The sequence below is a fragment of the Stenotrophomonas sp. STEN087 genome (genome assembly GCF_056759115.1).
Genome location: NZ_JBRRCR010000070.1, coordinates 1 through 22,615, shown reverse-complemented (window position 1 = coordinate 22,615; position 22,615 = coordinate 1). Strand labels below are relative to the sequence as shown.

The following is a 22,615-nucleotide window of genomic DNA, read 5'->3' as shown; positions in this document are numbered from 1 at the left end:
TAATAGTTGCTTGATCAAACGTCTGCAAGATGGACAATCATCCTTCCTGCAGGCGCCTTCACAAGATACCTGCGCATACTTTCAAAGATCAGGGGAAGTGGCCTCAGCGCCATTCCCGTGTGCCGCGAAGTTTCCTTCGTAGCGAGCCGCCCATTATAGCCGGCTTTTCCGCTTCGTCAACACCTTTTTTCAAGGCCGTCTCACCGAGGTGGACGTTGTTGCCGATGCCGCTTCGTCGTTGAACCCGAAGGCCTTTCGTCGTTGCGAGCCGCCTATTATGCCGGACTTTTCGAGTCCGTCAACACCTTCGTTCGATCAACTCGTTCGCCGGTGTGGCGTCGCTGTTGGCGTGTCGCTTCCGAGGAAGTTGCCACGCCGCAGCAAGGGAGCGAATTCTAGAGATCCTGCAGAATTCGTCAACCCTTTTTTTCAGGAAGATGACAATCGCATCGCGTGTGCCGTGCATGGCATGCGTGCCGGCATCCCTGCGGCGTTGCCCGCGCGTTGCGCGGTCAACGCCGCAAGCGCTATGTATGTACGGATGCATACAGAAGAGACAACGATGGGCACGCAGGTCAGACAGGTGTGGTGGCGCGATCTTTCGGTACCGGCAATCGTGGCCGGCTTCATCACGGTGCTGGTGGGCTTCGCCAGTTCGGCGGTGATCGTGTTCCAGGCCGCACAGGCCGTCGGCGCCGACCAGGCGCAGATCGCGTCATGGATGTGGGCGCTTGGCCTGGGCATGGGCGTCACCTGTATTGGTCTCTCACTGCGCTACCGCGTGCCCGTGGTCACCGCCTGGTCGACCCCGGGTGCGGCAATGCTGGTGGTGGGTGCCGGTGGCGCCTCGCTGTCCGAGGCCACGGGTGCATTCCTGCTCGCGGCGGTGCTGGGCATGATCGCCGGCTTCTCGGGCATCTTCGCCCGGCTGATGCAGCGCGTGCCGATGGCGCTGGCGGCGGGCATGCTGGCCGGCGTGCTGCTGCGCTTCGGCCTGGATGTGTTCGTGGCGATGAACACCCAGGTCGTGCTCGCCCTGGCGATGTTCGCCACCTGGCTGACCGGGCGACGCCTGTTCCCGCGCTATGCGGTGATCGCCACCCTGCTGGTCGGCATCATCATCGCTGCCAGCCGTGGCCTGCTGCATGCGCAGGACCTGCACCTGCAGCTGGCCACCCCGCACTGGGTCACGCCCTCGCTGTCCTGGCAGGCGGTGGCCGGCATCGCCCTGCCCCTGTTCGTGGTCACCATGGCCTCGCAGAACATCCCCGGGGTGGCGGTAATGCGCGCCTCTGGTTACAGCGCGCCCATCTCGCCGGTGATCGGCTGGATCGGCGTGGTCAATACGCTGCTGGCCCCCTTCGGCGCCTATGCACTGAACCTGGCGGCGATCACCGCGGCGATCTGCATGGGCCGCGACGCCCATGAGGACCCCGCGCGCCGCTACACCGCAGCGATGGCGGCCGGCGCCTTCTACATCCTGATCGGCCTGTTCGGGGCGACGGTGGCGGCGCTGTTCGCCGCCTTCCCCAAGGAACTGGTCGCCTGCGTGGCCGGCATCGCCCTGTTCGGCACGATCGGCAACAGCCTGGCCAGCGCCCTGGCCGTGGAACGCGACCGCGAGGCCGCGCTGGTCACCTTCCTTGTCACCGCCTCCGGCGTGTCACTGGCCGGCATCGGCTCTGCATTCTGGGGCCTGGTGGCCGGCTCGCTGTGCCTGCTGGTGCTGCGCCCACGGCTGCAGGCTCAATAGGACGTCGGCAGGAACGCCAGGCCCACCAGCAGCGCCAGCACCGCAGCAAGGCTGAGCACCAGGCCCAGCCAGCTGACGCCACCGCGCCGGGCCAGTTCCTCCTGCAGCGCGGCCGGGTCGCTGCCCTTCAGCGCGCGGGCCTGGGCGATCTGGCGCTGGCAGTGCCGCAGGTACCAGTGGTTGGCGAACACGCCGGCGGTAACGCCCAGCGCCAGGCTTGAGATGGACGAGAAGGCCTCCGGCACGTCGAGCAGGGCTTCGGCCACGCTGCTGACCACCAGCACGGCGATCCACAGCATCGCCACCCGGTACATGCGCCGGTACATCATCCACGGCAGGCCGAACAGGAACGCGGGCCAGTGCCAGGTGCCGGACGCATGGGGCACGCCCTGGTCCAGCCGCCAGCGCCGCCGGTACAGGGCGAAGTTGCTGCCGACCACTGCGGCGTACAGCGCCATGTCGCCTTCCAGCGGCTGGCTGTCCTGCGTGGGGCCCGCCAGCATCCCCGGCGCCGTGTCGGGCGCGCGGTAGGGGTCATCGATCCCACGGTCGACGACAACCGCCGGGGCGGCGACATCGGCCGTCTGGGGCGGCGGGTCGAGCTCGGCCAGCGGGCGCCAGGTCGGCATGCCCTCGCACCAGAGCAGGGTGGCGGCCCCTACCCTGCCCTCGGCCTGCAGCTGCCGCAGGCCGGCCAGGTCGACCGGCCCCTCGCGCTGGCTGCTGTTGGCGTAGTACCACTGTGCGTCCTGCATGCATCGCTCCTTGTCTGTAACGGGGCCCCGCTCAGGGCTGGGGCTGGCTGGACAGCACCTGCACCAGCACGTGGCGGCCGCCCGGGGCCACGGTCACGACATCCGGACCGGCGTTGGCCGCCTCCAGGCACACGTACTCGCGCCAGCCATCGCCAACGTCGGCCATCTTCGCCGCCGCTTCAGCGCCGGGGTTCCAGGCCACCAGCGCGCGGCTGCCTTCGGTACGCAGTTCGATGCGGCGCTTGAGCACCGGGTCGCGCAGCACGTAGCGGCCGCCGGCCGGGCTGTAGATGCGGTCGCTGCGGCCCGGATCGCGCGGATCGCGCAGGGACCACGGCCCTTGCTGGCGGCGGGACTGGGCGTAGTTCTCGTACTTGTCCTGGTAGGTCACCCCGTCCACGCCGTCCACTTCCACGCGGGTGGCGTCGCCCACGCGGAAGTAGTTGTGCAGGGCCTGGGTGAAGGTGGCCGGTGCGCTGCCCGTGTTCTCGGTGACCAGCTGCTGGCGCAGCTCGCGGCCCACGCGCACGGTCATGCTCAGGCGCAGGCCGAGATCCTGCAGCGCCGGTGGCGCCAGGGTCAGCTCGATGCTGCCGTCGTCGAGGCGGCGCGCCTGCTGCAGTTCCCACGGCAGGGTGCGGACGAAGCCGTGCGCCGGCACGTCATTGCCCTGGCCCTGGCGGCCGAAGTACGGCCAGCACACCGGGCTGCCGCCACGGATCGGGGTTGGCAGCTCGGCCCGCTTGGGCGACAGCCACATCACGTCGGGCTGGCCCTTGGGCACGAAGGACAGCAGCTGGCCGCCGAACACGCTGATGGCGGCGGTGGCTTCGGGGGTTTCCACCAGCCAGGCATCGAGTCCCTGGAACTGGCCGCTGCTGACACCCTGGATCTGTTGCACGGTGGATCGACTCCGTAAGGCCGGCGACTGCGCGGCACTGTAGTTGGCAGGAAGACTGAAACGGGTGGGTGTGGCCGGCGTGCGCGGTTCGGCCTGCAGCGCGCGAAGGATGCGCTGGCCGGGGCGGCCATCGGCATCGGCCCAGCCCAGGCGGCGCTGCTCGACCTGGAGCGCGCGCCGGCTGGCATTGCCGATCATGCCATCGGCACTGCCGATATCGTGGCCACGGGCCAGCAGCAGGGTCTGCAGCTGGCGGCGCTCGTCGCGGCCGAGGCCGGGATCATCGGTGGGCCAGGCGGTCGCCAGGCCGTTGCCGCCGCGCAGGCGATCGGCGAGGGTGGCGATGGCCAGCGCGTAGCTTTCGGCGGCGTTGTAGCTGTAGATCGCATCGTAGTTGCGGAAAACCAGCAACGCCGGGCCCTTGGCACCGGCCGGCAGCAGCAGGGCCGCGCGGGCATCGGCCGGCAGGCCCTGCGGCGCGAGGGCGCTGCCATCCAGGCCGGTGATGCCCAGTGCGCGCCAGTCGGCCAGCGCGCGACGCTGGGTGCGCCCGGCCTGCGCCGTCTTGAAGCCCTCGGGAATGCGTACCTCCATGCCCCACGGCTCGCCGCTGCGCCAACCGGCGCGCTTGAGATAGTTGGCGGTGGAGGCGAGTGCGTCGGGAATGCTGGCCACCAGATCGCGGCGGCCATCGCCATCACCGTCGACGGCAATGCGCGCATAGGTGCTGGGCATGAACTGGGTGTGGCCGAAGGCGCCGGCCCAGGAACCGGTGAGTCCCTGCGCCTGCAGGTCGCCCTGCTCGATCAGCTTGATGAGCGCCAGCAGTTCGCCACGGAAGAAGGGCTGGCGACGGCCGGCACAGGACAGCGTGGCCAGCGACTGCAGCAGCGGACGCTTGCCGAACACCCGGCCATAATCGCTCTCCACGCCCCATACGGCGACGATGGTGGCCGGATCGACGCCGTACTGCGCCGATACCCGCTGCAACAGATCGCGATGCTGCAGCAGCATGGCGCGGCCATCGTCCACCCGCGGGCGATCGACCAGGGCGGCCAGGTAATCCCAGATCGGCGTGGTGAATTCCGGCTGCGCATCCAGCAGCGGCAGCACGCTGGGGTCGGGCTGCAGGCCGGCGGTGATGGCAGCGAAGCGATCCGCGGCAATGCCCTGCTCGCCGGCCGTGGCCTGCAGCTGCGTCATGCAGCGGGCGAAGGCCGGATCAGCGGCGGGTGTCGGTGGCGCCGTCAACGGCGCGGCCAGCGCGGCGGCCAGGCCGAGCGTGGTCATCAAGGGCATGGCGTCCTCCGTGTTGCCGGTGCTGGGGCCATGTTAGCGCGGGTGGTGATGTGCCGCCGGGCATGGCCCGGCGCTACCGTCATGGGACCGAGGCGCGCAGCAGGCGCAGGCCGTACGCAGGATCAGAGGCATCCCAATCGGCGATGGTTTCCAGCCCGGCCTGCTGCAGCAGGTGGTTGAAGCTGGCATCGGTGTACTTGTGGCTGTACTCGACCCGGATCGGTTCGCCGGCCTGGAAGTGGAAGGTCTGACCGTCCAGGTGCACATCCTGCTCGCGCTGGCTGACCAGGTCGGTTTCGATACGCAGGCGCGCGGTGCTGTAGCGGGCCTGGTGGCGGAAACCATCGAGGTCGAAATCACTGCCGACCTCGCGGTTGAGGCGGGCCAGCAGATTGAGGGTGAAGGCGGCGGTGATGCCGTCGGCATCGTTGTAGGCGGCCTCGATCAGCGCCGGGTCCTTGTGCAGGTCGATGCCGACCAGCGCCAGGCCGTCACCGCCCATGGTCTGGCGCATCGCGCGCAGCAGGGCGATGGCCTCTTCGCCGGCGAAGTTGCCCAGGGTGGAACCGGGGAAGAACAACAGGCGCCGCGCCGCCTGGCGTTCCGGTTCGGGGACCTGCACCGGGCGGGTGAAGTCGGCGCAGACCGGCAGCATCTCCACCTTCGGCAGCGCCGGGGCCAGGTGGTCGATGCTGGACAACAACGCGGCGCGCGAGATTTCGATGGGGGTGTAGGCCACCGGATCGTGCAGGGCGGCCAGCAGCAGCGCGGTCTTGCGGCCGCTGCCACTGCCCAGTTCGACCACGTGGGCATGCGCGCCGACGGCGCTGGCTATTTCCGGCAGCACCCGGTCAAGCAGGGCCAGTTCGGTGCGTGTGGGGTAGTACTCGCGGGTGTGGGTGATCTGCTCGAACAGGCGCGAGCCACGCGCGTCGTAGAAATACTTGGATGGCAGCTGGCGCGCGGCGCACGAGAGGCCGGCCACGGCGTCGGCCATGATCTGCTGGCGGCCGGGGGTGAGGTCGGTCAGCGCCTGCAGCGCGTCCTGCACGGTACTCATGGAAGATCCCTCGCCAAGCGCACGCCGGAGAACTGCCAGCGCGCCGGTGGATTGAAGAAGTTGCGGTAACTGCTGCGGACGTGGCCGCGCGGGGTGGCGCAGCTGCCGCCGCGCAACACCCACTGGCCACACATGAATTTGCCGTTGTATTCGCCCAGGTTGCCGCCGAAGGGCTGGAAGCCGGGGTAGGCGCCATAGGCGCTGGAGGTCCATTCCCAGACATCGCCGAACAGCTGGCGCAGGCCCGTGCCCTGCCCTGCATGGGGATGCAGCTGGTCGTCGTCGGCGAAGTGGCCGCTGGGCGGCTGCGTGGCGGCGACCGCTTCCCATTCGAATTCGGTCGGCAGCCGTGCCTCATGCCAACGCGCGCAGGCGTCGGCTTCGTAATAGCTGAGGTGGCAGACCGGCGCATGTGGATCGAGCGCGCGCCAGCCGCCCAGGGTGTACTCGCGCTGCAGGTCGTCGTGCCAGTACAGCGGGTGCTGCCAGCCTTCGGCCTCGCACAGGGCCCAGCCTTCGCTGAGCCACCAGCGTGGATCGCGGTAGCCGCCGGCATCGACGAAGGCACGGTACTCGCCGTTGCTGAGCGGGCGCTCGGCGATCGCGTGTGCGGGAACAAGTACGCGGTGCGGCGGCGATTCGTTGTCGTAGGCGAAGGGCGCGTGCTGCGGCCAGCGCGCTGCGCCGACGCTGACGATGCTTTCTTCCCGTGCAACCCAGCCCTGTGCGCTGGCCGCGCTGGTGACCGCCGCGAGGTCTTCGCGATAGGGCGGCTGCAGCGGGTTGCACCACAGGGCGTGCTTGATGTCGGTCAGCAGCAGTTCCTGGTGCTGCTGTTCGTGCTGCAGGCCCAGCTGCAGGTGCTGCAGCGCCTCTTCACCGAGATCGCCATCGGCCAGGCGCGCCAGCACCTGCTCATCGACGTGCCGGCGATAGTCGCGCACCTGCTGCAGCGAGGGCCGCGACAGCAGGCCACGGCGTGGGCGGGCATGGGCCGGGCCGAGGCTCTTGTAGTAACTGTTGAACAGGAAATTCCAGGCCGGATCCCACGGCTGGTGGCCACGTACGCTGGCCAGCACGAAGCGCTCGAAGAACCAGGTGGTGTGGGCCAGGTGCCATTTGGCCGGGCTGGCATCGTCCATGCTCTGCAGCATCGCGTCTTCGGCGCTGAGCGGTGCGGCCAGTTGCTGGCTGCGTCCACGCACATGGGCGAAGTGGCTGGCGAGTTCACGCTGCGGGGCAGCGACGGCGAGGGTTGCGCTGTCCATGGGCACCAGCTTCGGCTGCTGCGGGTGAGCGCGATGTCATCGCACCGGAGCAGCGCATTCACATCGCGCCCATTCAAGAACCCTGCGCCAACGCCGCTAACGGCAGTGCTGCGGCCGTGTAGTGACCGCGCTGGAATTACCGCTTGTCCGATCATCCGCTCCGCCAGCCTGCGCATTACCTGTTCGTGCTGCCCGCCCTGCTGGTCGCACTGGTGCTGTGGGCCACCCTGGGCAACGAGGATGTCGGCCGCGCCGGCCAGCGCGTGCGGCCCTGGTTGCTGGCCTGCCTGGGCGCGGGGCTGGCGCTGATGTACAACCAGGTGCGCACGCTGTGCCTGCTGCTGCTGGTGGCGGCCGTGTTCACGGTGCTGCACCCGGACCTGGCCCACTACCTGCGGCTGGGCTACGTCAGCCCGCTGACGCCGCTGCGCTTCCATGCGGTCTCCACCTGGCTGCCACTGCTGTTTGCCGTGCATGCGCTGTGGCCCGAGCGTGGCCGGCGCCGCCAGGACCTGCTGCTGCGCGGGATCGGCAGCGGCACCTTGCTGGCGATCTTCATCCTGCTGGCCGCGCAGCAGCCGCAGGACATGCATGACCTGCTGTCGAACCGGCACTTCGCGTGGATTCCGAGCGACTGGAATGCGCTGGCGCAGCTGCCGGCCCTGCTGTTCCTGGCGGCGACCGCTGCGCTGGGCTGGCAGGCCTGGCGGCGGCCGCGCCCCCTGCACACGGCGATGCTGCTGGCGCTGCTGTGTCTGTGGTGGATGCTGCCGCGCATCTTCCTGCAGCCGGCGCTGCTGCCGGCGCTGAGCGTGGCCGCACTGCTGCTGATGCTGGGCGCCACCCTGCAGGAATCCTTCCACATGGCGTTCCGCGATGAGTTGACCGGACTGCCGGGGCGGCGCGCCTTCAACGAAACCCTGCAGCGTGCCGCGGGCACCTACAGCATCGCGATGGTGGACGTGGACCACTTCAAGAAGTTCAACGACACCCACGGCCACGACACCGGCGATGACGTGCTGAAGCTGGTGGCCTCGCGGCTGGCGCGGGTGGGCGATGGCGGCCGTGCGTTCCGCTATGGCGGCGAGGAGTTCGCGGTGGTGTTCCTGGACCGCGCGGCGCCGGCCTGCGTGGATGCGGTGGAAGCGCTGCGGCAGAGCATCGAGGACAGCCGCATGCAGCTGCGCGACCGCAGCACGCGCAGCCGCGACGACAACGCCGGGCAGCAGCAGCGCGGCCGCGGCAGCAGCGGCCAGGTGGTGCAGGTGACAGTGAGCATCGGCCTGGCCGACAGCCGCATCGATGCGCGCCCGGCCGGGGTGGTCAAGGCCGCCGACCAGGCGCTGTATGCGGCCAAGGAAGAAGGCCGCAACCGGGTCTGCGCGCACGGCGGCCAGCGCGTGCTGGCGGTGCGCGGCGGCGCCGAGGCTCAGACCGCGTCGAGGTAGTACCAGCGGCCGTCGATGCGCAGGAAGCGGCTGTGCTCGGTCATCCGCACCGCACTGCCACCGCCGATGCGGTAGCGGGCGGTGAAGCGGACTTCGGCGCTGTCGGGGCCGGTGACGGTGTGATCGTTCACGGTCAGGCCCAGCCACTGGGTGCGCTGGCCTGGTGCCTCGTCCAGCGAAAGTTCGGCCGGGCGCGTATCCGGGTGCCAGGTCTGGCGCAGGTAGTCGGCCAGCTGCCGTACGTAGGCGCTGTAGCGCGAACGCATCAGGCGCTCGGCATCGGGTGCGGCTTCGCCAGCGTGGTAGCGGCCGCAGCAGGCGGCGTAGTCGGCGGGCAGGCCGCAGGGGCAGGGATCGGCGGGTGTGCGGGTCATGCCGGTATTGTCGCGCGGGACGCGGCCAGCATCCATCGGCGATAGGCGTATGCTGTCGCCCCCCATCCAAGTGTCGATCGCCGTGCTGGAACTGGTTCCCCCTGAGTTGTGGTGGTTGGTGGTGATTGCCTTCATCGCCGGCCTGGTCGATGCAGCGGTGGGCGGCGGCGGGCTGGTGCAGCTGCCGGGCCTGTTCACGGTGCTGCCGCAGCAGACGCCGGCGATGCTGTTCGGCACCAACAAGTTCAGTTCGATGTTCGGCACCGGCGCGGCCGCCTGGCGCTACGCGCGCAACGTGCGCTTCCCGTGGAAGCCGGTGCTGTTCGCCGCCGGCACCGCCTTCATCTTCTCCTTCGCCGGCGCCACGGCGGTCAGCCTGCTGCCCAAGGAGGCGGTGCGCCCGCTGGTGCTGGTGCTGCTGGTGGCGATGCTGGGCTACACGCTGTGGAAGAAGGATTTCGGTGCGCTGCACCGGCCGCAGGAGATCGGCCGCCGTGAGCTGGCCATCGCGCTGGCCATCGGCGCGGCGATCGGTTTCTACGACGGCTTCTTCGGGCCGGGCACCGGCAGCTTCCTGATCTTCCTGTTCGTGCGCTTCTTCGGCCTGGATTTCCTGCGCGCCTCGGCGGCGTCGAAGGTAGTGAACCTGGCGACGAACGTGGCGGCGATCTCGTTCTTCATCCCCACCGGCAACATCCTGTGGCTGTTCGCGCTGCCGATGGCGGCGGCCAACATCTTCGGCTCGGTGGTAGGCACGCGGCTGGCGCTGAAGGGCGGCACGCCGTTCATCCGCAAGCTGTTCGTGGGGCTGGTGGTGGTGCTGATCGCGCGGATGGCGTGGGATACGTTCCGCGGGGCGTGATCCACTGCGTCGCTGGCGCCTCACTCCTATGTGGGCGATCGGATGAGGGCGCATGGCAGGACACGCCGTGAACCCATCCATGGGGGCTCGTGAGCGCCATCCATGGCGCTCGCGGTCCTGCCATGCGCCCTCACCCAACCGCTGCCCGGCCTCTGCGCGAGCGCGGAAGCTGGGAGCAAGAGCAGAGCGGCTTCTGGTAGGTGCCGACCTTGGTTGGCACGCTGTTGCCGGTCGCGCGGAGCGGCCGAGCATGGCTCGGCTCTACAGGGGATTGCTGGTCGCGGTAGTGCCGGCCGCTGGCCGGCATTACCCTTGCGGCCGAGGCGGTCAGGCCTCGGCTTCTTCCGGTTCGTTGGCCTGCTGGCGGCTGCGCTCGGGCAGCTTCAGGCGCTTGCCTTCTTCGTCGTACTCGATGAGCAGGACGCCCGAATCGTGGCGGCCGCTGATCTCGACGAAGCAGGCGCCGCCGATGAACGGCTCCAGCGTCATCACCGACTTCAGCGGGGTGGCGACCACCATCTGGAAGCCGAAGTTGTCGAAGATGTTCATCGCCAGCGCGGTGAACTCGTTGTCGGCCTTGTCGAAGGCTTCGTCGAGCACGACGGCGGCATAGCTGGGCAGCTGGCTGTCGGCGCCACCGAGCTGGTAGCGCAGCGCCGCGGCCAGGCAGGTGGTGGCCAGCTTCTGCCGCTGGCCACCGGACTTGCCGGCGCCGCTGCGGTAGATCTCGACCTGCTGGCGCGTTTCCGCATCCAGCTCCACGCCGATGAACTCGACGTGCATGCGCACGTCCAGCACCAGCTCGCGCCAGCGCTTGTCCTCGCCTTCCTGCGAACCGAGGCGGTTGACCAGCTGGCGCAGCACGGTGAACTGCGATTCGGCCAGCTCGCGCTGTTCGGTCTGCTGCTGCGACAGCACCTCGCGCAGCTGCAGGTGGAACTCACCCACTTCCGGCAGGCGGCGGTCGCTCAGCTCGATGGTCAGCAGGGTGCCGCGGTTGAACGGCACCTGTTCCAGGCTGGCGTTGACCTCGTCCAGGCGCTGGCCGATCGACTTGCGGGCCTCGGCGCTGTGGCGCTGCAGGGCCAGCAGGTTGTTCTTGCTCTGGTTCTGCAGCAGGTCGAAGAAGCGTTCTTCGTGCTGCGGCAGGCCGTCGCGTTCCAGGCGTTCCAGGCGGGCGAGGAAATCCTCGGCCGAGGCCACCGACACGGTGAAGTCGCCCGATTCCTCCGGCCACTGCTGGATGAAGCGGCGGAAGCAGCCCAGCAGCAGGTTCTCGACGCGGTTGACGTCCTGCTGCGAGGACGACAGCTGTTCGTTCAGCGCGTTGCTGACCTGGCGCATGTGCGCTTCCAGCGTTTCCAGGCTGAGCGGGCCCTGCTCCTGCAAGCGCTCGGCCAGGCCGGCTTCCTGGTCTTCGGCCAGCGCCGGCAGCACCAGGGCGCGGCTCTGCTGGCGGGCACGGTCCAGGCGGTCGCGTTCGCGCACCAGCTGGCCGCGCTCGACGCGGGTGTCTTCATAGGTGCGGCGGGCCTGCTCGATATCGGCGCGCACGGCGTCGATCTGCTTGGCCAGGCGGGCCAGGTCGGCGTTGCCTTCGCGCAGATCGCGCAGGGTGGCTTCGATATCGGCCAGGCGCTGCTGCGGCGCGGCCACGTCGATCTCGTTCCACTGGATGCCGATCAGCTCATGGCAGGCCAGGCGGCGTTCGTTGTCGCGGTCACGCTGGCCGCGCAGGCTGGCGATATCGGTATCGCAGCTGGCGATGCGCTTGGCCAGTTCCTGCGCTTCGCGCTCGAACACCACCAGCTTGTCGCGGTTGTTGAAGCCGAGGATCCAGCGGCGACGGTCGTTCACCGCGCTGCGGTCATCCTTCTCGAAGCGGTCGCCCGGATGCTTGACCTGGCCTTCGCGGGTGATGCCGCGGTCGACGTTGCGCAGCTGCTTGGCATCGACGCATTCGTAGTCGAAGCGCTTGCCCAGCTCGCGGCGCAGCCAGCCTTCGAAGGCGTGGTCACGCAGTTCCAGCTTGTGCAGCAGCGAACGCGCGGACGGTTCGCGGGCGAACGCATCGTCGTTGCGACGCACGCGGTAGTAGGTGAAACGCATGCCGAGGTGGGTGCGGTTCACCCAGTCGGCCACCTCGTTGTAGTGCTTGTCGTCCACCAGCAGCGACTGCGCGAACCCGCCCAGCACGCGCTCGATGGCGCCCTGCCAGTTCTGCTCCTCGGTGCGGACCTGGATCAGTTCGCCCACGAAAGGTAGCGAGGCTTCCGAAATGCCGGTTTCCTCGGCCAGGCGTGCGCGCAGCTTCTGCATCGGTGCGGGAATGCTGGACGGCGTGCGCTGCATCGCTTCCAGTTCGCCACGCACTTCGCCGAAGCGACGTTCGTCATCGCGCTTGCCGCCCAACCGTTCGCTGATCGCATCGTCCAGCGCCGCCGAAGCACGCTGGCGGTCCTGCAGTTCGTTCTGCGCGCGCTCGACCAGTTCGGAGAAGCCATGCGCGTCTTCCGGCAGTTCGGCCTGCAGGTGGCGCGCGGCCTCGCGGGCCTGCGCCTGCTTGGCCAGGCGGCGGTCGCGCTCGGCTTCGGCGCGGCCCTGCTCGCGTTCCAGTTCCTCGATGCGCTCACCGCCCTGCTGGCGGCGCTGCAGTTCCAGCTCGGCCAGGCGTTCGGTGTGGTTGTCCAGCGCCGCGCGGCGCTGGGCTTCTTCGCCCAGCAGGCCGCGGTCGCGCACGTCCATCTCGCGCAGGCGCGCTTCGATCAGCAGCTGGCGGCGGCTTTCGCGGAAGCTGTCGATGCCCAGCTTGAGGGTCTCGTCATCGCCGCGCTGGCGATGCATGTGCTTCAGTTCGGTGTAGTGCGCGCGCGCCGGCAGCAGGGTTTCCACCTGGCGGCGCGCGGTGACCACCGCCTGGTGCGCACCGTCGAGTTCGGCGAAATCACTGACCAGGCGCTCGGCGGCATCGAAGGTGCGCGGCGTGTCCAGCATGAAGTCGCGCAGGAAGACGTTGAGGTCGCCCAGGTTCTTCGCCGACTGCGTCTTGTGCAGCAGGCGCAGCGCCATCTCGTTGTCGATGCCCAGCAGGTGGCGGAAGCGCTCGGCGTAGCCGGAGAACGTATCGAAGTGGTGGATGTCGGCCAGCTTCTGCTTCAGCTTGCGCAGGTCCAGGTCGAAGCCACCGAGGTCCTTGGCGATATCGAACGGGCGCTCGGCGATCATGTAGTGCTTGCGCACGTCGCCGGCCGAAGTGCCGTTGCCGGAGATCCACAGCAGTCGCACCAGGCACACCACGCGGCCATCGCCGGCGCGGTATTCCAGCACCAGTGCGGTCCAGGTCGCGCCCTTGCGCAGGTACTGGGTGGCGATTTCGCCGGTGCCGCTGTCCTGCTGGTCGGCCCACGCGCCACGCACGTAGGAGACCAGGTTGCGGTCGCGGCCACTGCGCTCGGCTTCACGCGCGGCGGCGTTGAAGTCGACGATGGCTGGCGGCGTCAGCAGCGCGGACATCGCATCGAGCAGGGTCGACTTGCCCGAGCCGGAACGGCCGACGAACAGGAAGCCGCGCTCGGCGATCGGCACTTCGGTCAGGCCGTTGAAGGTGCCCCAGTTGTGCACCTGCAGGCGGCGCATGCGGAACTGCTGCAGGCGCGGGTCCGGCAGGCCTTCATTGAACAGGGCGGGAGTGTGCTTGGAAATGGCCATTCGGTGCTCCGGTCTCTCAGGCTTCTGCAGCCGGGGTTTCGCGCAGCTGGCGGTACACCGCCGAAAGCTGGGACACGTCTTCGGCGGAGAACATCAGCTTCAGCGCCGGCGAGACTTCGTGGCGGTCTTCCTGGCCGCCGAGGCGGGTCAGGATGTGGTTGTCCTTCATCTTCTGCACGGCCGAGGCGACGCGGCGGTTGAAGCCGGCGCGGTCGGTGGACAGGTTCTTCTCGTAGATGGCCAGCGCTTCGGCCATCTCGGCGTCGGCGACGACGGCGCGGTTGCCGCGCGCATCGGCCTCGGCCAGCTGCTGGCGCAGGTACAGCAGCAGCACCGAATCGATGAAGGTCAGCGGCGAGGTGCGCAGCAGCACCGGCGCGTCGACGTCTTCGGTATCGGCCTGGCGGGTGAACGCCACGCCGCTGTCACGGTCCAGCACCAGTTCCAGGAACAGGTCGGCCAGTGCCGAGCGGATCGCGGCTTCGCTGCGGATCAGCGCCGGCCACAGCTTGGCGTGGCGCAGCTGGTCGATGCTGGGGCCGATCAGCAGCTGGCACAGCGCGCGGCGCGCATCCAGCGGCAGGCGGCCGGTATCGCCCATGTAATAGACGTCGTTGCCACGACGCGGCTGTGCGGCAACCGGTGCCGGTTCGGCCTCGTAGGCGTCTTCGACCAGGTCGGGCGCCGCTGCTTCGATGGGATCTTCATGCCAGCTCATGGCGTCTCTCCTGGGTGAACCAAACCAGCGGAATACGTGCGCGGCGCACCTGGCCGTCGCCGCCGCGCCATTGCGCAAGCTCCTGCTCGCCGGCGACCACGTTGCCGAAGCGCGTGCCCAGCGACAGATAGCCGATGACGCTGCCCAGGCCCTGCGGCGCTTCGCGCTGGGCCAAGGCTTCGGCGATGCTCAGGCGCGGCTGTGCGTCCAGCAGTTCGTGCAGGTCGCGGCGCAGGGTACGGAAGTCGATTTCCGACGAGGCCACCAGGTCGCCGACGCTTTCCAGGCTGATGGCGGCCGCATCGTTGTACTCGACGTTGCCATCGACCTGCGCGCTGCGCGGGTCGTGCAGCTTCCACTGCGACCACGAGCGCAGGCGGCTGGTGGTCAGCTGCAGGTCGCGGCCGATGCTGCGCTGGGCGGGGAAATCATCGCGCAGGGCCAGTGCTTCGGACTGCGCCTGCTTCAGCAGCTGGTTGAGGCGGCGCTGTTCCAGGTAGCCACGGCTCTGCACGAAGCCGCGCAGGCTGCGCGCGAAGTTCTGCAGCACGTCGTGCACCTGGCCGCCGCGTTCCAGCATGGTGCTGGTGAAGCCGCGCAGGAAGTTGCGTTCGTTGCGGTCCAGGCGACGGGCGAAGCCGCGCGCGAGCACGGCCTCCAGCGCGGCGTCGAGCTGGGCGCTCTGTTCGGCATCGTTGAGCAGGCGCCAGAACGCCTGGAAGCTGCGGCCGGCATCGCTTTCACCGATGACGTCGACGCCTTCGAACAACTGCGACAGCACGTCGCCGCGCTCGCCTTCGTCGTCGATGATGCGTTCGCGGAAATCGCGGTTGAGCTGCTCGAAGTCATCGCGCACGCGGCGGAAGTCCTCGGTCAGTTCGTCGGCCAGGCCGATGATCTGGCGGGTGCGTTCCAGCGCGCGCTTGCCGTCAAGGGCGACCACGCGGCCGGCGCCGACGCGGGCGATCTCGGCATCGATGCGGTCGCGCTCGTCGTGCAGCGCGGACAGGCGCGCATCAGGATCGGCTTCGGTCTGTGCGGCCAGCGCGGAGAGCTGCTCGATGACCAGGGCCAGGCGGCTTTCGGTGGCGGCCACGCGGGCCTGCTCCAGGCTGTCGGCGAAACGGATCGCCTGCAACGCCTGGGTCGACAGTTCGTACTGCTCCTGGTCGGCGCCTTCGGGCAGGCGGCGTTCCAGCCAGCCCTGCGCCAGCCAGTGGGCGATATAGGCCTGGGCGGTACGCGGCAGCTCGCGCGACAGTTCGTCGCCGGCCAGCTGGTCCAGCGCGCGTTGCAGGCGCTCGTTCAGTACCGAGGACGGCAGCGTGCGCTCGCCTTCCATCAGCAGGCCCTGCAGCAGGCCGATGATTTCCGGGGCGTGGTCGGCGGCAAGCAGCTTCCACTGGGGCTGTTCGCGCAGGTGGCGGTAACGGGCAATGCGTTCGCGGTGCTTCATGCAGCGAAAGGATTCATGGACGCTGGCGGCTGCGGGCAGCCATGCACGGCCGCCGCGGGGGCAGCCGTGGACGTGCCGGCCACGCGGGGCCGGCGCGGTGCGGGCAAGCGGCTCAGCGCCTGCCGCCCACTTCGATGAAGCGCAGGAACTCGGCGCGGGTACGCGCGTCGTCGCGGAAGCTGCCCAGCATCTTGGAGGTGACCATGCTGACGCCGCGCTTGTGGATGCCGCGGGTGGTCATGCATTCGTGGGCGCCTTCGACGACCACGCCGACGCCGATCGGCTGCAGCACATCCTGGATGCACTGGGCGATCTGCGCGGTCATCTTTTCCTGCACCTGGAAGCGGCGGGCGTAGGCTTCGACCACGCGGGCCAGCTTGCTGATGCCCACCACCTTGCCGGCCGGCAGGTAGCCGACGTGCACGCGGCCGATGATCGGCGCCATGTGGTGTTCGCAGTGGCTTTCGTACTCGATGTCGCGCAGGACGATCAGTTCGTCGTAGCCGGCCACTTCCTCGAAGGTCCGCTCCATGTAGGCGCGCGGGTCGTCGCGGTAGCCGCTGAACCAGTCGCCATAGGCTTCGGCGACGCGGCGCGGGGTATCCAGCAGGCCTTCACGGGACGGGTCCTCACCGGCCCAGCGCAGCAGGGTGCGCACCGCATCCTCGGCCTGGTCCTGGGTCACATCGCACTGCGGGGCGGCCTTTTCGTTGTTCTTGCTCATTGCTTACAGCGTCCCGAACGGGGGGCGAGCATCGTACCCGACCGGGGGGTGGGTCGTCCTGTGGGGACGGTTCATCGGGGGTCGTCGTAGCGCCTTGATTGGTATCGGGCTGGAGGGGGAGAGGGGGCTGCGCAGGACACGCCGTGCCCCCCCCACCGCGGGGCCGGCGCCCCCCGCCGGGGCGGGGCGCGGGCCCCGCCGGGGGGGGGGGGGGGGGGGCGCGCCCCCCCCGCCCCCCCCCCCCCCCCGGGCGCCCCCCCCCGCCGGCGGGGGGGGGCCCCGGGCCCCGGAGGGGGGTTTACGGCGTGTCCTGCACCGTCCGGCCCCCGCAGCCCCACCGACAACCAGCAGGCGCAACGCTTTCCTCAATACACCCACCCACCCCAATCACCCATTCAGCAAAAACTATTGATAGGAATGAAATTAGTAGTATCCTATCTATCTCTTATGGACCGACCCCTCGACGACCGTACCCGGCTGCAGATGCAGCTCAGCTCCGGCCTGCTCTATGCAGGACGGCAGTGGCAGCGCCTGGCCGACAGCCGGCTCGGCAGCTACGGCATCTCCACCGCCTGCACCATGCCCCTGCTGATGATCGGCCGCTCCGGCGGCGGTATCCGCCAGGTGGCATTGGCCCAGCAGCTGGGCATGGAAGGCCCCTCCCTGGTACGCCTGCTGGACAAGCTGTGCGCCAGCGACCTGGTCCGCCGCGAAAGCGACGCCAGCGACCGCCGCGCCAACCTGCTGTGGCTGACCGACGAGGGACAGGCGCTGGTGCGCGAGCTGGAAGAACAGCTCATCGGCCTGCGCCAGGACGTGTTCGGCGAACTTTCCATGGATGAACTGCAGGCCGTGCTGAAGGCATGGCGCCTGCTGGCCGAGGCGGCCGACCGCATCACGTAAGCGCGTTGTCCTTGAAACACCGCCGCTGCCGTGCAGGCGCCAGCGGCTTTTGCCCGTTGCCGTTGTCCTGTGTGTTGCCCTCCCCTCCCCCATCTCGCCCCCCTACCGATGCCCGGTGAATTCAGTCTCCACGGAGTGTTCGTCCCGACCCTGCTCGGGTTGATGTTGTTGGCCTACCTGGTCAACAGCGGCCTGCACGCGCTGCTGCAGCGTGCCGGTGCCTACCGCCATGTCTGGCATCCGGCGCTGTTCAACCTGGCGCTGTACGGGATCGTGCTGGGCCTGCTGTTCCACCTCCTGCGTTGGATGCAATCGTGAACAAGATCGTGAAGAAGACCCTTCCCATACTGCTGACCAGCGCGGCGGTGATCGTGGCCCTGCTGGTCCTGCGCCAGCTGTGGGTCTATTACATGGATGAGCCGTGGACCCGCGACGCCCATGTCGGCGCCGACGTGGTGCAGGTGGCCCCTGATGTGTCCGGCCTGGTGGAATCGGTGAACGTGGCCGACAACCAGGCGGTGAAGAAGGGCGACGTGCTGTTCGTGATCGACCGTGCGCGTTACCGCATCGCGCTGGAGCAGGCCAAGGCCAGCCTGGCCGAGCGCCAGGCCTCGGTGACGCAGCTGCGCCGCGAGATCGGCCGCGACCGCAGCCTGCAGGACCTGGTGGCCGCCGAGGACGCCGAAGTGCGCCGGGCCAAGCTGCAGGCCGCGCAGGCGTCGCTGGCCACCGCCCAGGCCGCGGTCGACCTGGCTGATCTGAACCTGGCCCGCACTGAAGTGCACGCGCCGGCCGACGGCCGGGTCAACGACCGCACCATGCGCGTGGGCGACTACGTGGTGGCCGGCAAGCCGGTGCTGGCGCTGCTGGATACCGGCTCGTTCCGCATCGATGGCTACTTCGAGGAAACCCGCCTGCGCGGCGTGGCACCCGGGCAGGCCGTGGACATCCGCCTGATGGGCGAGTCGACCGCGCTGCGCGGCCACGTCGAAAGCATCGCCGCCGGCATCGAGGACCGCTACCGCAGCAACGGCAGCACCCTGCTGCCGAACGTGACCCCGGCCTTCGACTGGGTGCGGCTGGCGCAGCGCATCCCGGTGCGCATCGCCATCGACGACGTGCCCCAGGGCGTGGAACTGATCGCCGGCCGTACCGCCACGGTGACGGTCGAAACCAACAGCAGGAAGCGCGCAGACAAGGCCGGCACCACGCCGACACAGGCGGGCCTGTGAACACCACCCTGCCCCGTCTCGGCCTGATCGTTGCGCTGGCCAGCCTGGCGGCCTGCAAGACTGTCGGCCCGGATTACGCCCTGCCGGAAGGCTCGGCCTTCAAGCGCCCGGAGGCCAATGCCGCCTTCATCGATACCCAGAACCCGGATGTTGCCGCCAACCAGGCGCTGCCCGACCGCTGGTGGTCGCTGTACAACGATCCGGTGCTGGATGGCCTGATCACCCAGGCGCTGCGTGACAACGTCGAGCTGAAGGCCGCCGATGCGCACCTGCGCCGTGCCGCCGCCGTGTACGAACAGGCGATGGATGCCGGTGGCTTCGAATACGAAGCCGAAGCCGGCGTCAGCCGCGCGCAGCTGTCGGCCGAAGCCTTCCTGCAGGAACACGAGCTGCCGGTGATCAACCTGGCCGACGGCAAGTTCGCGGTCAGCTACCAGTTCGATCTGTTCGGCAAGCTCAAGCGTGGTGCCGAAGCGGCCCGCGCCGACGAGCAGTCAGTAGCCGCCGCACGCGACCTGGCGCAGGTGAGCGTGGTGGCCGAGGTGGCCGACAGCTACCTGGAAATCTGCCACGCCAACCACGAACTGCACGTGGCCGAGCATTCGCTGCAGCTGCAGCAGCGCAGCCGCTCGGTCACCCAGCGCCTGATCAATGCCGGCCGCGGCACGCCGCCGGAGCTGGCCCGCGCCAACGCGCAGGTGGCCCTGCTGGAAGCCGCCCTGCCGCCGCTGCGCGCGCAGCGTTCGGCCGCGGCCTATTCCCTGGCCGCGCTGCTGGGGCAGACCCCCGGCCAGCTGCCGGCCGGCGTGATCGACTGCGCCGACGCGCCGCGCCTGGCCCAGCCGCTGCCGGTGGGTGATGGCCGCGCCCTGCTGCAGCGTCGCCCCGACATCCGCCAGGCCGAACGCAAGCTGGCCTCGGCCACCGCACGCATCGGCGTGGCCACCGCCGAGCTGTACCCGGACATCCGTCTGGGTGCCTCGCTGGGTGCCGCCGGCCTGCTGGAGGACTTCGGCCAGCCAATGACCCAGCAGTGGTCGATCGGCCCGCTGATCTCGTGGACGCTGCCGTCCTCGGGCACGCATGCCCGCATCCACGCCGCCGAGGCCGGTGCCGATGCCGCGCTGGCCGAGTTCGACCATGCCGTGCTGCAGGCCCTGCGCGAGACGCAGACCGCGCTGGACCGCTACGCGCAGGACCTGCGCCGCCTGCAGTCGCTGCGCGAAGCCCAGCAGCAGGCCGCGCTGGCCGCCGAGCAGAACCGCCGGCTGTACCAGGCCGGGCGCACCCCGTACCTGTCCAGCCTGGATGCCGACCGCAGCCTGGTGACCAGTGATGCCACCCTGGCCGCGGCCGAGGCGCAGGTCTCGCGCGACCAGATCCATCTGTTCCTGGTGCTGGGTGGCGGCTGGCAGACCACGGTCGCCCCCGCCACCGCGCAGGCCACGGCGAAGTAAGCCATGAACGCGCTGACCGACCGCCAGGCGTGGCTGTTCTCGATCAAGACCTACCTGGCCGCAGTGGCCGCGCTGTACATCGCCATGGCCGGCAACCTGTCGCGCCCGTACTGGGCGATGGGCACGGTGTACATCGTCAGCCAGCCGCTGCTGGGCCCGACCCGGGCCAAGGGCGTGTACCGCATCGTCGGCACCCTGGTGGCCGGCCTGGCCACTCTGCTGGTGCTGCCGGCGCTGGTGGAAACGCCGATGGTGCTGAGCGCGGCGATGTCGATCTGGCTGGCAGGCTGCCTGTTCCTGGCCCTGCTCAATCGTGGCCCGCGCGGCTACGCGTTCCTGCTGGCCGGCTACACCACGGCCTTCATCGGCTTCCCGGCGGTGACCTCGCCGGAAACCATCTTCGACACGGTGGTGGCGCGCAGCGAGGAGATCATCCTCGGCACGGTGGTGGCGGTGCTGGCCGCGTCGCTGCTGTTCCCGGCCTCGGTGCAGCCGATGCTGCGCACCCGCATCGGCAACTGGATGGAGGATGCCGCGCAGTGGTGCCGGCAGATCCTCGAGCGTGGCCGCGCCCATGCCCCGCGCAACCGGCTGGCCGCCGACCTGGTGCAGTTCGAAGCCCTCATCGAGTTCCTGCGCCGCGATGATCCGCGCCATGCGGGCTCTGCGGTTTCGATGGAACGCCTGCGCGAGCGCATGCTGCTGTTGCTGCCGGTGCTGTCGTCGATTGCCGACCGCCTGAGCGCGCTGCGCAGCGAGGGGCAGACGCTGCCCGAGGGCCTGCCGGCGCTGGTCGATGACATCCACGACTGGATCGATACGCCCGCCAGTGCCAGCGACTATGCCCGCCTGCGTGCGCGCATCAGCGCACTGAAGCCGCAGGTGGACAGCGACCTGCAGCACCTGCAGCTGGCCAGCCTGCTGCTGCGCCTGGAGGAGCTGGTGGACCTGTGGCAGGACTGCCGCACCCTGCAGCACGCGATCGACCACGGCACCGCGCCGCTGGACCGCGCCCACTACCGCATCCGTACCGAGCGCGTGGCCACCGACAAGCACGTCGACTACGGCATGGCGCTGTTCTCCGCGCTCAGCGCCGGCGTGGCGCTGATGAGCTACTGCGTGCTGTGGATCGGCCTGGGTTGGGAAGGCGGCGGCAACGGCGCGATGATGGCGGCGGTGACGGCCGCGTTCTTCGCCGCGCAGGACGACCCGGCACCGAGCATGGTCTCGTTCCTGGTGTGGGCCATCGTCGCTTCGCTGGTGGCCGGCGTGTACCTGTTCGGCGTGTTCCCGGCCGTGCACGACTTCGGCCTGCTGGCGCTGGTGCTGGCGGTGGCGTTCCTGCCGCTGGGCCTGCTGCTGCACCACCCCAAGAGCGCGCTGTTCGCGCTGCCGCTGACGGTCAACCTGGCCGCGCTGCTGAGCCTGCAGAACACCTACAGCGCCAACATCCAGAGCTTCCTCAACTCGTCCATCGCGATGTTCATCGGCATTGGCTTCGCGGTGGTGATGACCCGCCTGTTCCGTTCGGTGGGTGCCGAGTGGACCGCGCGCCGGCTGGTGCGGCAGGGCTGGACCACGCTGGCCGAAGCCGCCGAAGGGCGCGGCCAGCAGGACCGCCAGCGCTTCGCCGCACGCATGCTGGACCTGCTGGGCCTGCTGGCCCCGCGCCTGGCGGCGACGCCGGAAGGCAGCGACATCGCCTCGGTGGACATGCTCAACGAGGCGCGCATCGGCCTGAACATCCTGCAGCTGCGCCGTGCCCGCCTGGAGCTGCCGGAGCGCAGCCGCGAGGCGGTCGAGCACATCCTGGAAGAGATCGCCGCGCATTACCGTCGGCAAATCGCCGCACGCCGCCCGATTGCCGCCGCCGAAGCACTGCGCGAGCGCCTGGATACGTCGCTGGGCCGAGTCGGTGGCGTAGGCGCCTGCAAGGCACGCGACGAGGCGCTGATGGGCCTGATCGGCCTGCGCTTCGCGCTGTTCCCCGAGGCGAAGGCGCTGGCGCCGGGCTTGTCGATGAGTGCGGCCGAACGGCCGTAGCGCGATACCCTGTGCAGCCACAGACCCCGCGCCGGGGTCGGATCCTTCCAACGGCGAAGGCTCTGACCCCGCCATGCACAGGACGGTTCAATGAGTTACGACATGATGGTGTTCGAGCCCAGCGCTGCACCCCGCGAAGCAGCGGCCTTCATCGCCTGGTTCGAGAAGCAGGCGCAGTGGGGCGAGAACCACGAGTACGACGATCCGGCGGTGAGCAGCCCGGCGCTGCAGGCGTGGTTCGCGGAGATGGCGCGGGACTTCCCGCCGATGAACGGGCCGCTGAGCAACGACGATGACGACCGTGCCGAGGTAACCGACTACAGCATCGGCCGCGCGGTGATCTACGGCGCATTCGCCTATTCGGTGGCGGAGCGTGCGCATGGGCGCGTGCAGGACCTGGCCGAGAAGCATGGCGTGGGGTTCTTCGATCTGAGTGCGGATGAAGCGGCGATCGTGTTCCCGGATGGGCTGGTGTTGATCGCGGAGTGAGGGTGGCGGCAGGACTGCGCCCTGCACCTGCGGAATCAACGGCAACGGCAAGGTCAAAGGCCTGCATTCCGTGGGATGGCGGGGCGGGTCCGGTTGAGGGGGACGCCGTAAACCCGTCCATGGGGGCTTGGTCGCGGCATCCATGCCGCTCACACCCCCTCAACC

Annotated in this window: 18 protein-coding genes; 9 read left to right on the top strand and 9 right to left on the bottom strand. The window is 69.3% G+C overall.

The features are described 5' to 3' along the window. The first annotated feature begins 562 nt into the window (after nt 1-562). Nucleotides 563-1,753 (top strand): benzoate/H(+) symporter BenE family transporter, encoded by a 1,191-nt coding sequence (locus ACVOK1_RS15950; protein WP_481562640.1) that lies wholly within the window; start codon nt 563-565, stop codon nt 1,751-1,753. Here ACVOK1_RS15950 and ACVOK1_RS15945 read toward each other — a convergent pair. The 4 genes from ACVOK1_RS15945 to egtB all read right to left on the bottom strand — a co-directional run bounded on the left by ACVOK1_RS15945 (nt 1,747) and on the right by egtB (nt 7,036). Next, entirely contained in the window at nt 1,747-2,508 is a 762-nt protein-coding gene (locus ACVOK1_RS15945) for a GYF domain-containing protein (protein ID WP_481562639.1), read from the bottom strand. The genes ACVOK1_RS15950 and ACVOK1_RS15945 overlap by 7 nt on opposite strands. Nucleotides 2,509-2,539: 31 nt before the next feature. After that, complete coding sequence (locus ACVOK1_RS15940) at nt 2,540-4,699, bottom strand: lytic murein transglycosylase (RefSeq protein ID WP_481562641.1); 2,160 nt, start codon at nt 4,697-4,699, stop codon at nt 2,540-2,542. Between the two features lie 88 nt (nt 4,700-4,787). Continuing rightward, nucleotides 4,788-5,768 (bottom strand): L-histidine N(alpha)-methyltransferase, encoded by a 981-nt coding sequence (gene egtD / locus ACVOK1_RS15935; RefSeq protein ID WP_481562638.1) that lies wholly within the window; start codon nt 5,766-5,768, stop codon nt 4,788-4,790. Further along, the gene (gene egtB / locus ACVOK1_RS15930; protein WP_481562637.1) at nt 5,765-7,036 is read right to left on the bottom strand and encodes an ergothioneine biosynthesis protein EgtB; all 1,272 of its coding nucleotides are present in this window, start codon (nt 7,034-7,036) and stop codon (nt 5,765-5,767) included. The genes egtD and egtB overlap by 4 nt, the downstream gene beginning before the upstream one ends. Before the next feature lie 143 nt (nt 7,037-7,179). Between egtB and ACVOK1_RS15925 the strand changes: the two genes are divergently transcribed. Further along, nucleotides 7,180-8,484, top strand: a complete 1,305-nt coding sequence (locus ACVOK1_RS15925; protein WP_481562636.1) for a GGDEF domain-containing protein — start codon at nt 7,180-7,182, stop codon at nt 8,482-8,484. Here ACVOK1_RS15925 and ACVOK1_RS15920 read toward each other — a convergent pair. Further along, a complete protein-coding gene (locus tag ACVOK1_RS15920) occupies nt 8,466-8,858 on the bottom strand; it encodes a YchJ family protein (protein ID WP_200753373.1) in 393 nt (130 codons plus the stop codon). The genes ACVOK1_RS15925 and ACVOK1_RS15920 overlap by 19 nt on opposite strands. A gap of 82 nt (nt 8,859-8,940) precedes the next feature. On the opposite strand from ACVOK1_RS15920, the gene ACVOK1_RS15915 reads away from it, so the two are divergent. Continuing rightward, complete coding sequence (locus ACVOK1_RS15915) at nt 8,941-9,720, top strand: sulfite exporter TauE/SafE family protein (protein ID WP_164075305.1); 780 nt, start codon at nt 8,941-8,943, stop codon at nt 9,718-9,720. 327 nt (nt 9,721-10,047) lie between these two features. On the opposite strand, the gene ACVOK1_RS15910 is transcribed toward ACVOK1_RS15915, so the two are convergent. The 4 genes from ACVOK1_RS15910 to folE all read right to left on the bottom strand — a co-directional run bounded on the left by ACVOK1_RS15910 (nt 10,048) and on the right by folE (nt 16,326). Continuing rightward, nucleotides 10,048-13,428 carry an ATP-binding protein gene (locus ACVOK1_RS15910; RefSeq protein ID WP_164075298.1) on the bottom strand — a complete coding sequence of 1,127 codons (3,381 nt, stop codon included), beginning with the start codon at nt 13,426-13,428 and terminating at the stop codon, nt 10,048-10,050. A 16-nt stretch (nt 13,429-13,444) separates the two neighbouring features. Beyond that, a complete protein-coding gene (locus ACVOK1_RS15905; protein ID WP_108770527.1) occupies nt 13,445-14,146 on the bottom strand; it encodes a DUF4194 domain-containing protein in 702 nt (233 codons plus the stop codon). After that, the gene (locus ACVOK1_RS15900; protein ID WP_481562635.1) at nt 14,133-15,602 is read right to left on the bottom strand and encodes a DUF3375 domain-containing protein; all 1,470 of its coding nucleotides are present in this window, start codon (nt 15,600-15,602) and stop codon (nt 14,133-14,135) included. The genes ACVOK1_RS15905 and ACVOK1_RS15900 overlap by 14 nt, the downstream gene beginning before the upstream one ends. A gap of 112 nt (nt 15,603-15,714) precedes the next feature. Then, nucleotides 15,715-16,326: a GTP cyclohydrolase I FolE gene (gene folE / locus ACVOK1_RS15895; RefSeq protein ID WP_481562634.1), complete on the bottom strand. Its 612-nt coding sequence runs from the start codon at nt 16,324-16,326 to the stop codon at nt 15,715-15,717. 447 nt (nt 16,327-16,773) lie between these two features. Between folE and ACVOK1_RS15890 the strand changes: the two genes are divergently transcribed. The 6 genes from ACVOK1_RS15890 to ACVOK1_RS15865 all read left to right on the top strand — a co-directional run bounded on the left by ACVOK1_RS15890 (nt 16,774) and on the right by ACVOK1_RS15865 (nt 22,450). Continuing rightward, nucleotides 16,774-17,229 (top strand): MarR family winged helix-turn-helix transcriptional regulator, encoded by a 456-nt coding sequence (locus ACVOK1_RS15890; protein ID WP_108770529.1) that lies wholly within the window; start codon nt 16,774-16,776, stop codon nt 17,227-17,229. A 108-nt stretch (nt 17,230-17,337) separates the two neighbouring features. Continuing rightward, nucleotides 17,338-17,547 (top strand): DUF1656 domain-containing protein, encoded by a 210-nt coding sequence (locus ACVOK1_RS15885; protein WP_010487502.1) that lies wholly within the window; start codon nt 17,338-17,340, stop codon nt 17,545-17,547. Next, nucleotides 17,544-18,461 carry an efflux RND transporter periplasmic adaptor subunit gene (locus tag ACVOK1_RS15880; protein ID WP_481562633.1) on the top strand — a complete coding sequence of 306 codons (918 nt, stop codon included), beginning with the start codon at nt 17,544-17,546 and terminating at the stop codon, nt 18,459-18,461. Before ACVOK1_RS15885 ends, ACVOK1_RS15880 begins: the two co-directional genes overlap by 4 nt. Continuing rightward, nucleotides 18,458-19,918, top strand: coding sequence for an efflux transporter outer membrane subunit (locus ACVOK1_RS15875; RefSeq protein WP_108770531.1), 1,461 nt, complete (start codon nt 18,458-18,460; stop codon nt 19,916-19,918). Before ACVOK1_RS15880 ends, ACVOK1_RS15875 begins: the two co-directional genes overlap by 4 nt. 3 nt (nt 19,919-19,921) lie before the next feature. Then, nucleotides 19,922-21,961: an FUSC family protein gene (locus tag ACVOK1_RS15870; protein ID WP_481562632.1), complete on the top strand. Its 2,040-nt coding sequence runs from the start codon at nt 19,922-19,924 to the stop codon at nt 21,959-21,961. 90 nt (nt 21,962-22,051) lie between these two features. Then, nucleotides 22,052-22,450 carry a hypothetical protein gene (locus ACVOK1_RS15865; protein WP_200752888.1) on the top strand — a complete coding sequence of 133 codons (399 nt, stop codon included), beginning with the start codon at nt 22,052-22,054 and terminating at the stop codon, nt 22,448-22,450. The last annotated feature ends 165 nt before the right edge of the window (nt 22,451-22,615 follow it).